The sequence below is a fragment of the uncultured Ruminococcus sp. genome, from assembly GCA_902785355.1.
Taxonomy (GTDB): domain Bacteria; phylum Bacillota; class Clostridia; order Oscillospirales; family Acutalibacteraceae; genus Ruminococcoides.
In genome coordinates, this window is the sequence record CACZYF010000046.1 from 1 (window position 1) to 10,448 (window position 10,448).

The window sequence follows — 10,448 nt, forward strand, 5'->3', positions numbered from 1 at the left end:
TGTAGAGTTTTGTTGTAAGCGAACTAACTGTAACACAGGTTCTTCCTATTTGCTATTCTTTTTTACTTCTACTGTAACGACTCTATTGTAAACCTACATGAATGAATACCCATTTTCAACTTGCCTATTGTCAACTTGTGTCAGTTTTGGTATAATAAGATTTAATCGCTTTAAAGTGTATCAGTATCGGCGCTTTACAGCGAAAATGTAACGAAATCGAGGAGTAGAAACAATGGAAAAGAGAAGCTCTTTCTCAGGCTCGATCGGCTTTGTGCTTGCTGCTGCGGGCAGCGCGGTCGGTTTGGGAAATATCTGGAGATTCCCGTATCTTGCGGCAAAGGACGGCGGCGGTCTGTTCCTGGTCATTTATATCATCCTCGCCCTGACCTTCGGCTTCACCCTGCTGATGACCGAGGTCTCTATCGGGCGTAAGACCAAGCAGAGCTGTCTGACCGCTTACGGAAAGCTGCATAAGAAATTCGGATGGCTGGGCGGACTGGCGAGCATCGTACCGTTCATCATCATGCCGTACTACTGCGTTATCGGCGGCTGGGTGCTTAAATATGCGCTGGTATTCATCACCGGTCAGGGCGCTGCCGCGGCGGGCGATAATTTCTTCGTCAGCTTCATCACCGGCTACGCCGAGCCGATCGTCTATAACTTTGTGTTCCTGCTGATGACTGCGATCGTCATCTATCGCGGCGTCAATAAGGGTATCGAGGCACTCTCCAAGGTGCTGATGCCGATCCTGTTCTTGCTGATCATCGGTATCTCGATCTACTCGCTGACCCTCGCGGGTTCGGAGGAGAGCGGCGGCAGAACCGGCTTACAGGGGCTTGGCAAGTACGTCATCCCGAACTTTGAGGGCGCGACCTTCGGCAGCATCATGACTACGATCATGGACGCGATGGGTCAGCTCTTCTACAGTATCAGCGTTGCGATGGGTATTATGGTCACCTACGGCTCCTACTTCAAGGATAAGGATAACCTGATCAAGTCCGTCAACCAGATCGAGATCTTCGATACCGTCGTCGCGTTTTTAGCGGGCGTTATGATCATCCCCGCCGTCTATGTATTCAATCCCGACGACCTGAGCAAGGCGGGCCCCGGACTGCTGTTCCAGGCGATGCCGAAGATCTTCGCCCAGATGGGCGTTATCGGTAACGTGCTCGGCGCTATCTTCTTCCTGATGGTGCTGTTTGCGGCGCTGACCAGCTGTATTTCCATCATGGAGGCGATCTGCTCCGGCATGATCGACAAGGGTATGTCGCGTAAGAAGTCGACCGTTACCGAGGGCTTGATCGCGCTGGTGCTCAGTACCGTCGTATGCCTCGGCTACAACGTCTTTTACTTCGAGGCTCCGCTGCCCAACGGCGCTGTCGGACAGATTTTGGATATCATGGATTATACATCCAATAATGTGCTCATGCCTATCCTCGCGATCGGCACCTGTATCCTGGTCGGCTGGGTCATCAAGCCCAAGACGATCATCGACGAGGCGACCAAGAACGGCGAGCGCTTCATGCGCCGCGGCTTGTATGTCGTGATGGTGAAGTTTATCGTCCCTGTTCTGCTGGTACTGCTGCTTCTCGTCTCGTTAGGCATCATCCACTGATGACTGTATCATAAAAACAACCCCTGACCGAGCGGTCAGGGGTTTTGCATATTGTCGGTATCTCAAATCTTTACGATCTCGTCGTAAAGCGTAGCATTCGCGGCGATGTTCTCCGCGTTGCCGACGGTGCAGTAGGCGGCTGTCGGGACGGCGGCTTTCATCTTCTCACCGAGCTTGTTGACGTCCGAGAGGGTCGAGGTCAAAAGCTCGTCGCGCTCCTTTTGGATGTCGTCATTACTTCTGCCCAGCAGGTAGTAGACGGTCGCGAGATACGCTTCTGTGCGGGGCAGCTGGGGATTGTCCAGACTGCGTACCACGCTGATGATATAGTCCTCTACCGCGCGATCGCTCAGACTGAGTGTGCTCAGGAAGTCCGCGGCATGGTTGAAGGTGTCGAGGGTAGAGCGGATCTGCGGATCGCGGTAGCTCCACATGTCGAGGCGCTTCGCAGAGTTCGGCGCTGCGCCGCAGCCGTAGGCGCCGTTCTCGACGCGGATCTTCTGCCAGAGATATTCGAGGGAGAGGATCTTCTTCGCAAGCATTAGCTCGCCGCCGCTGAGATCGTCGTCGGTGTTGTAGCTGTAGCCGTTGAACACGATGTCGCAGGGCGCCGACAGGGCGATGTTGCCCGTCATCAGCGGCGCGTCGGCGTCGGCCATGCCGTCGGTCAGCTGAGACTGCAGGGGCAGTGGAGCGCTTTCGACGGCCTCTCTGTTGTCCTCGTCACAGGCGAGGGAGTAGACCGCCTTACCGTTCTTGATATATTTATCGCATACCGCTTCGAGCCGAGCCTTGAGCTCGTCGAAGCCTTCGCCCGCGTTCAGCTGTTCCTTGAGCGCCTTGAGTCGGAGGTAGAAGCCGATGCCGCTGCCTGCGTCGCTGAGTGCATCGCGAACGTTATGCACGGCGCCCGCGCGGGTAGCCGCAAGCTGGCTCGAGTTGTTGATGAAGCCCAGCTGCATCTCGGTACAGATCTGGTCGATCAGGTCGCAGATCGCCTTTTTATCGTCGAATACCGCTTCGGTCAGGACTTCCTGTGCGAGAGCCGCCGCCTGCGCGTAATGCTCGGTCAGCGCCTTAAAGCGGAGGGTCAGCGCGGAGATGACCTTGCTGCCGTAGCTCGTCGCGACCAGTCCCGCGCCCATCGAGCCGGTGTACAGTCCGAGCTTGGTCTGCAGGGCTTGTCCGTCGGTCTTTGCGGTGCCGATGTTGGTCAGCAGGGCGGACAGCAGGCTCAGGGTAAACAGCTCGTCGGAACTCGCCGACGCGATATCGAAGAAAAGATCGGCGTAGACGATGCCGTCCGTCTTGAGCGGATGGAAGAGATAGGGCTTGCCGTTTTGCTCCCTGCGCTCGGTAAGATAGGGGACGGCCTTCCTGTCGATGTCGCTGAGGCTCAGATGGGGGATGGGGTCGACGTCGGAGCGGCGATTCTCGGCTGAATAGCCGTCGGGCTCTTCGGTCGGCTCGCTGTATTTCTTCTCGCTGACCGTGGGGGTCATGACGACAACGTTGCGGTTTTCGTTATTCAGAAGGTATTCTTCGATCAGCTGTTCAAAATAGCCGTTATTCAGCTTCTCCTTGATCGCCGCGAGGGGGGCTTCATACTCGAGATAGAGCCACGGCTCATAATCGTAGAGCCATGTGCCGGCGATCTGGATGCCGTAGTACAGCCCCTTGGTCAGTCCTGCGGCGCTGCCCTCGCGCAGGTTGAATTCGACCGTGCTCAGCTTGGCAGTGACCGCCTCGCGGTCGAGACCCGCGGCACATTCGCGCAGGCACGCGTCGATCTCGCGCTCGATCTCGTCGAGACGGCTCGCGTCGCAGTGACGGAGCTTGACAGTGAACAGGGGATAGGCGATGTCCTCGATCATCTCGCAGTCCAGCTCGACCGCAAGACCCTTGTCGAGAATGCGCTTCTTCAGCGGGTCATAGTTGGTGTCCGCGAGGATGTCGGTCAGCACAGAGAGACCGAGATAGGTCTCGAAGTCGGGCATCTCACAGATGGGGTAGGTGATCGCGAGATAGTCCTCGCCGCTCTTTTCGCTGTCGGCGGTGTAGGTGCAGTAATAGGGCTTCGCCTGCTTTTTGACGGTGATCTTCGGCTCCTTGATCGCCTCCTGCGGCTCGACCCTGCCGAGGTACTCGTCGTCGAGGAAGCGGAGCTTTTCTTCCAATTCCATCTTACCGTACAGATAGAACCGCGCGTTCGAGGGATGGTAATACTTTTTGTGATTGTTGATGAAGTCCTCGTATGTCAGCCGGACGATGTGGTCGGGATGACCGCCCGAGACGGTGGTGTACTGGCACGGCTCGTAGCTCTCGCCGAAAACCGCCTGATAGAGGTTCTCCTCCGGATCGCCCAGGGCGCCCTTCATCTCGTTGTAGACGACGCCCTGGTAGTAGAGCTTGCCGTCCTTATCCTTCTCGATATGCCAGCCCTCCTGACGGAAGGCGTTCTCGTTGTCATAGATCAGCGGACGGAACACCGCGTCGGTGTAGACCGACATCAGGTTCATCAAGTCCTTCTCGTTCATGGATGATACGGGGTACATCGTCTTGTCGGGGAAGGTCATCGCGTTGAGAAAGGTGTACAGCGAGCTCTTCATCAGCTCGACGAAGGGATCGTCGACGGGGTACTTTTCCGAGCCGCACAGGACGCTGTGCTCGAGGATATGGAACACACCGGTGCTGTCGTGCGACGGAGTCGCGAAGGTGATCGCATAGGTCATGTTGCGGTCGTCGTTATCGATATAGCACAGCTCTGCGCCGCTGTGCAGGTGGCGCAGAATATACAGGTCGCCGCCTACCTCGCGGATATGGCGGCTCTGCGTGACTTCAAAGCCGTGGATTATTTGTCCGATGGTATATTTCATGATTCACCTCGTTACAGTTGTTCTTCAACGAGCTCGATCGCGTGCTTGACGCAATCCTCGCAGGAGCAGAGCATGTTGCCTGTGAGCACGCCCTTGAGGTCGATGCAGCGAGAAGCGCCGCACTTCTCCTCGAAAGCTTGAAACAGTCTGCGGCTGTTGCCGTTCATGCCGGAGGTCCTTCCGGAGAGGATGCCGAGCACCATCTCCGCACCGACCAAGGCACCGCAGGTGCCCATCATCCCGCCCATGCCGGAGCCGAAGGTCGAGCCCAGCATCAACAGGCTTTCTTTATCATACGGGAGCAAATCCTCAAAGGCGAGGAGCACTGCCTGACAGCAGTTATGGGAGCGCTTTAACTCAGCGCCGCGTTCGGGTCTGTTCATACAACCGTCCCTTTCTGTAGTTAGTTTCTGTGATACGTTGATAATTATGCTCCTTTTTCCGGCTCTTGTCAATCGCACTGTACATTAATTCTCAAAAAGTTTTCACGAAAAAGCCCGCCGTCTGTACAAATATCCGAATTATCCCCGCCGCCCTTGACACTGATTGTCGATTGGTGTATAAACCATATTGTCAAAACAATGAGGAAAGGTGCTTGATTAGGTGAGGGCGTCAGCCCTCCGATAACCATTCGTCTTTCACTATTCACCATTCACCGACGGTTAAGCCGTCGATTTAGGAGGACTTGTTATGGAAAAACGTGAACAGCTGTATGAGGGCAAGGCGAAGAAGGTTTTTAAAACCGACGATCCCGAGCTCTTGATCGTCTCCTATAAGGACGACGCGACCGCCTTCAACGGTCTCAAGAAGGGTACCATCACCGGTAAGGGTGTGATCAACAACCGCATGAGCAACCTGCTGATGCAGAAGCTCGAGAAGGAAGCCGGCGTACCGACTCACTTCGTCGAGGAACTCAGCGAGCGCGATACCGTCGTCAAGAAGGTTTCCATCGTTCCGCTGGAGGTCATCATCCGCAACATCGCCGCGGGTTCCTTCTCCAAGAACTACGGCGTAGAAGAGGGCGTTGTCTTTGAACAGCCCACCATCGAGTTCTCCTACAAGAACGACGACCTCGGCGATCCGCTGATCAATGATTATCACGCGCTGGCGCTGAAGCTCGCGACTCCCGAAGAGATCGAGACCATCAAGAAGTACGCCTTCGCCGTGAACGATTATATGAAGGCTTACTGGAAGGAGCGCGGCGTTATCCTCGTCGACTTCAAGCTCGAGTTTGGCCGTCTGTCGGACGGTACCATCGTGCTCGCTGACGAGATTAGCCCCGACACCTGCCGTTTCTGGGACGCCGAGACCAAAGAAAAGCTCGATAAGGACCGCTTCCGCCGTGACCTCGGCGGTGTAGAGGACGCCTATGCCGAGATCATGGGCAGACTCTCTTGAGTGAGGAATTACGGGAAAGCCTCACGGTTTTGGATCGTTAATACGAATTCTTGCAGCAGCGTCTGTGACTCTATATGGGGTCGCAGACGTTTTTTATCAATTGCCGACTCCAATGTATTCGTATAGAAAACGTTGGATAGGAAATACAACGCCCTGCGAGCGAGGAGGGAGGAGTCAGGAATGAGGAGTTAGGAGCGAGGAGTTGTAGGGGCGGTCATTGACCGCCCGCGTCCCGCAGGGACATTCGTACAGCGACATTGTAGGGCGGGGGTACCCCCGCCCTACGACTCGACCTAACGTCAGTTGTTCGCGGGCGACCGATGGTCGCCCCTACGGAACACTGCGACGTTTCCGAAAATCTTGAAGGGATCGGCGTCCCGACGACCCCTTCAACTTCTAACTCCTCATTCCCCTCCTCCTTTTCTCCTAATTGTAAATATTTTACCGCTTTATTGACTTAAAGTGTTTGCTGTGATAGAATAGAGACGGTAAGAACTGGAGGGATTCTATGAGAATCGTGATCAAGGTGGGTACCTCGACCCTTGCCCACCCGACCGGTCTGCTCAACATCAAGCGCGTGGAGCAGATGTGCAAGGTCATCTCCGACCTGAAGAACGCGGGTCATGAGATCGTGCTGGTGTCCTCCGGCGCGATCGGTATGGGGCTCGGCAAGATCGGCATTACCAAGCGCCCCGGGGATATTTCCACCCTGCAGGCGGCTGCGGCGATCGGTCAGTGCGAACTGATGTACACTTATGATAAACTCTTTTCCGAATATAACCATACCGTAGCGCAGATCCTGATGACCGGCGCCTTCGTCGCGATCGAGGACTACGGCAAGAACCTCAACAATACCCTGTTCCGTCTGTTGGAGCTGGGCGTTATCCCGATCGTGAACGAGAACGATACCGTCACCACCGACGAGATCGTCATCGGCGATAACGATACCCTCGGCGCGATCATCGCCGAGCGGGTGCGTGCCGATCTTCTGGTCATTCTGTCCGACATCGACGGTCTTTATACCGCGAATCCTGCGAAGGATCCGACGGCTGAACGTATCGAGATCATCGAGGAGATCACCGAGGAGATCGAGGCGCTGGCGGGCGACGCAGGCTCGAAGCTCGGTACCGGCGGCATGGTCACGAAGCTCAAGGCGGCGCGTATTGCCACCGAGAGCGGTGTCAACATGGTCATAGCTAACGGTAAGGATCCCTCGATCCTGTACGATATCATCGACGGCAAGGGAACCTGTACACGTTTTGTTGCAAAGAGATAAAACAGATGTCATTGCGAAGCCACGCAAGGGGCTGTGGCAATCCCACAAAGAAGGATGCGAACGTTTATACCCTGTCACCGTAACAGGTATTTACGACAAGGGGATCGCCGCGTCGTAACCTTCGGTCACTCCTCGCAATGACACGATCACTATTTACGAAAGTAAGGAGCATGTTATGACGACTCATGAACTACTGGTGAAGGCGAAACAGGCGAAGGCGCGGCTGGGTGCCGTTTCGGCTCAGGATATTGACCGCGCCCTGCTCTTGATGGCTGATTGTCTGATCGCGCATACCGAACCGATACTTGCGGCGAATGCTCTCGATATCGAGGCGGCGCGCGGCAGTATCAGCGACGTCATGCTCGACCGTCTGCTCCTGACCGCCGACCGCGTCAGGGGGATGGCGGACGGTATCCGCGAGGTCGCTGCACTGCCGTGTCCCGTGGGCAGGGTTTTGAAGCATTATGAGCGCCCCGACGGGCTTGTTATCGAGCGTGTTTCCGTTGCGCTGGGCGTAGTTGCGATCATCTACGAGAGCCGTCCGAATGTTACCTCCGACGCGGCTGTTCTCGCGTTGAAGAGCGGCAACGTCTGCGTTCTCCGCTGCGGTAAGGAGGCGCATCGATCTGCAGCCGCTATCGTAGAAGCGCTCCGCGAGGGCTTGGCTCAGGCGGGCTTGCCCGAGGATATGGTGCTGCTTGTTGAGGATACTACCCGGCAGAGCGCAAACGAGCTGATGACCGCCGACGGCTATGTCGATCTCTTGATTCCGCGCGGCGGCAAGGGCTTGATTTCCGCAATCGTAAAGAACGCAACTGTACCCTGTATCCAGACGGGTACCGGTATCTGCCACATCTATGTGGACAGCGCCGCCGATCAGGAGATGGCGCTGAATATTATCGAGAACGCGAAGTGCTCTCGTCCTTCGGTCTGTAACGCCGAGGAGGTGTTGGTCGTTGCCCGCGATATTGCTCCGGAGTTCCTCCCGAAGCTGAAAGCACGGTTGGTCGATGATCGCCCCGAAACCCCCGTTGAGCTCAGACTTGACGCGGAGGCGGCTCAGATCATAGACGGTACCCCGGCGGGGGCGGATGATTTCGACACCGAGTTCCTCGATTATATCCTCGCGGTCAGGATCGTCGCAGACGTCGACGAGGCGGTCGCGCATATTAACGCCCATTCTACCGGTCACAGCGAGGCGATCATTACCGGCGACGCTGACGCCGCGGCGGTCTTTACCCGCGGGATCGACAGCTCGTCTGTCTACGTCAATGCCTCCACCCGCTTTACCGACGGCGGCGAGTTCGGGCTCGGCTGTGAGATGGGTATTTCGACGCAGAAGCTCCACGCACGCGGTCCGATGGGTCTCGAGGAGCTGAATACATACAAGTATATCATTAAAGGGAGTGGCAATATCAGATGAATCTCAAGTTTGGTTTTTTGAATAACAACGATGATCCGACCCACGTTCGCGCGATCAATTACCGTTTCGGCTTTATCGGCGTCGGCAATATGGGCAGCGCCCTCGCGAAGGCGGCTTCCAAGTCCACTAAGCAGATCCTTCTCTGCGACCATGAAGCCTCCAAGGCGGCTGACCTGAGCCGTCAGATCGGCTGTGAGTTCGGCGACAGCCGTTCCGTAGCGGCGGAATGCGAATACATTTTCCTCGGCGTAAAGCCCCAGATGATGGCGGAGATGCTCGAGGAGATCAAGGCGACGCTCGCAAAGCGCAAGGACGTTATCCTTGTTTCCATCGCGGCGGGGCTGAGCATCGACACGATCCGCCGTATGGCGGGCGGCAGGTATAAGGTTATCCGTATCATGCCCAACATCCCCGTAGAGGTCGGCGAGGGCGAGATCCTCTATACTACCTCGGACAATATCAGTAAGGTGGATATCGGACGCTTCCTGAATTTGATGAAGCATGCAGGTCATTTGACCGGCATTGATGAAGACCTGATGGACGCCGGCTGCTCGGTATCCGGCTGCGGTCCTGCCTTCGTTTACAAGTTCGTTCGCGGACTGGCTCAGGGCGGTATCGAAGCGGGTATCGACCGCGAGACCTCTATCGCTCTGGCGATCCAGACCGTTGTCGGCGCGGCGAAGTTGCTCGAGCTCAACTCTGACGATATCGACAATATGGTCAGAAAGGTATGTTCTCCCGGCGGCAGTACTATCGAGGGCGTCAAGAAGCTCGATGAAGCCGGTATGGAGAAGGCTGTCACCGACGCGGTAATCGCCGCGTATCAGCGTAATATCGAATTGGGCAAGGCATGAGCAGAATCGGCTTAGTGCTGGAAGGCGGCGCGATGCGCGGGATGTTCACCGCGGGCGTTCTCGATGTATTCATGGAGAACGGCGTTTCCTTCCCTGCTATGGTGGGCGTTTCGGCAGGCGCGGCGTTCGGCTGTAATTACAAGAGCCGCCAGATTGGCCGCGTGATCCGTTATAATAAACGCTTTTGTCAGGATAAGCGTTATTGTTCGATCCACTCGCTGATCACGACCGGCGATCTCTTCGGTGCGGATTTTTGCTATCGTGAGATCCCCGAGAAGCTTGATCCGTTCGATACACAGGCGTATGACGAGAACCCGATGGCTTTCTATGTCGTCGCAACAAATATCTACACCGGAAAACCGGTCTATAAAAGACTCGATAAGGTCGATGAAAACTGCTATCTGTGGATGCGCGCTTCCGCTTCTATGCCGATGGTCTCGAAGCCCGTACAGGTGGATGGCTATACCTTGCTCGACGGCGGAATGAGCGACTCGATCCCTCTGCGCTTTATGCAGAAGCTGGGCTATGAGAAGAACGTTGTTGTTCTGACCCGTCCGCGCAGTTATCGCAAGAAGCAGTCGAACCGCGCGCTGTTCAAAGTGGCGCTCCGCAAGTATCCCGCGATGATCGATGTGATGACGAGACGTCACGAGATGTATGCCTTCGAGCAGCATCTCGTGCTCGAGAGTGAGAAGCTCGGCAAAACGCTGGTGCTCTGTCCCGATACGCCGCTCGACGTCGGCAGAGTCGAGCACGATCCCGAGAAGCTCCAGTCGGCTTACGATGAGGGCAGAAGGATCGCCCTGCGTGATCTTGATAAGGTCAAAGCGTTTTTACAAGCATAACACGGCGCCTCCGTTCGGGGGCGCTTTTCTTGTGCTTTCAACATTACCGAAGTTAACAATTCTGTTGGTTTGTCAATGATGTGTTACACAAATTCAAGAAAAGATGACCTCGCTGGTATTGAGGAAATGGTAAAGGAACTCGCGAGGGGATTTCCAACCGA

At 55.8% G+C, this 10,448-nt stretch carries 7 protein-coding genes and 1 pseudogene; 6 read left to right on the forward strand and 2 right to left on the reverse strand.

The window, feature by feature from the left end; translation table 11 throughout:
• Nucleotides 1-232 precede the first annotated feature (232 nt).
• The gene (locus tag R2I50_RS09235) at nt 233-1,615 is read left to right on the forward strand and encodes a sodium-dependent transporter (RefSeq protein ID WP_316608859.1); all 1,383 of its coding nucleotides are present in this window, start codon (nt 233-235) and stop codon (nt 1,613-1,615) included.
• A 62-nt stretch (nt 1,616-1,677) separates the two neighbouring features.
• On the opposite strand, the gene R2I50_RS09240 is transcribed toward R2I50_RS09235, so the two are convergent.
• Both R2I50_RS09240 and R2I50_RS09245 read right to left on the reverse strand, forming a co-directional pair.
• Nucleotides 1,678-4,491: an insulinase family protein gene (locus R2I50_RS09240; protein ID WP_316608860.1), complete on the reverse strand. Its 2,814-nt coding sequence runs from the start codon at nt 4,489-4,491 to the stop codon at nt 1,678-1,680.
• Between the two features lie 11 nt (nt 4,492-4,502).
• A complete protein-coding gene (locus R2I50_RS09245; RefSeq protein WP_316608861.1) occupies nt 4,503-4,874 on the reverse strand; it encodes a C-GCAxxG-C-C family protein in 372 nt (123 codons plus the stop codon).
• A gap of 307 nt (nt 4,875-5,181) precedes the next feature.
• On the opposite strand from R2I50_RS09245, the gene purC reads away from it, so the two are divergent.
• The 5 genes and pseudogenes from purC to R2I50_RS09270 all read left to right on the forward strand — a co-directional run bounded on the left by purC (nt 5,182) and on the right by R2I50_RS09270 (nt 10,287).
• A complete protein-coding gene (gene purC / locus R2I50_RS09250; RefSeq protein ID WP_316608862.1) occupies nt 5,182-5,889 on the forward strand; it encodes a phosphoribosylaminoimidazolesuccinocarboxamide synthase in 708 nt (235 codons plus the stop codon).
• 508 nt (nt 5,890-6,397) lie between these two features.
• Entirely contained in the window at nt 6,398-7,165 is a 768-nt protein-coding gene (proB, locus tag R2I50_RS09255; protein WP_316608863.1) for a glutamate 5-kinase, read from the forward strand.
• A gap of 142 nt (nt 7,166-7,307) precedes the next feature.
• A pseudogene (locus R2I50_RS09260) lies at nt 7,308-8,588 on the forward strand (glutamate-5-semialdehyde dehydrogenase); the annotation flags it as partial.
• Nucleotides 8,585-9,442 (forward strand): pyrroline-5-carboxylate reductase, encoded by an 858-nt coding sequence (gene proC, locus R2I50_RS09265; protein ID WP_316608864.1) that lies wholly within the window; start codon nt 8,585-8,587, stop codon nt 9,440-9,442. The pseudogene R2I50_RS09260 and the gene proC, both read left to right, overlap by 4 nt.
• A complete protein-coding gene (locus R2I50_RS09270; RefSeq protein WP_316608865.1) occupies nt 9,439-10,287 on the forward strand; it encodes a patatin family protein in 849 nt (282 codons plus the stop codon). Before proC ends, R2I50_RS09270 begins: the two co-directional genes overlap by 4 nt.
• The last annotated feature ends 161 nt before the right edge of the window (nt 10,288-10,448 follow it).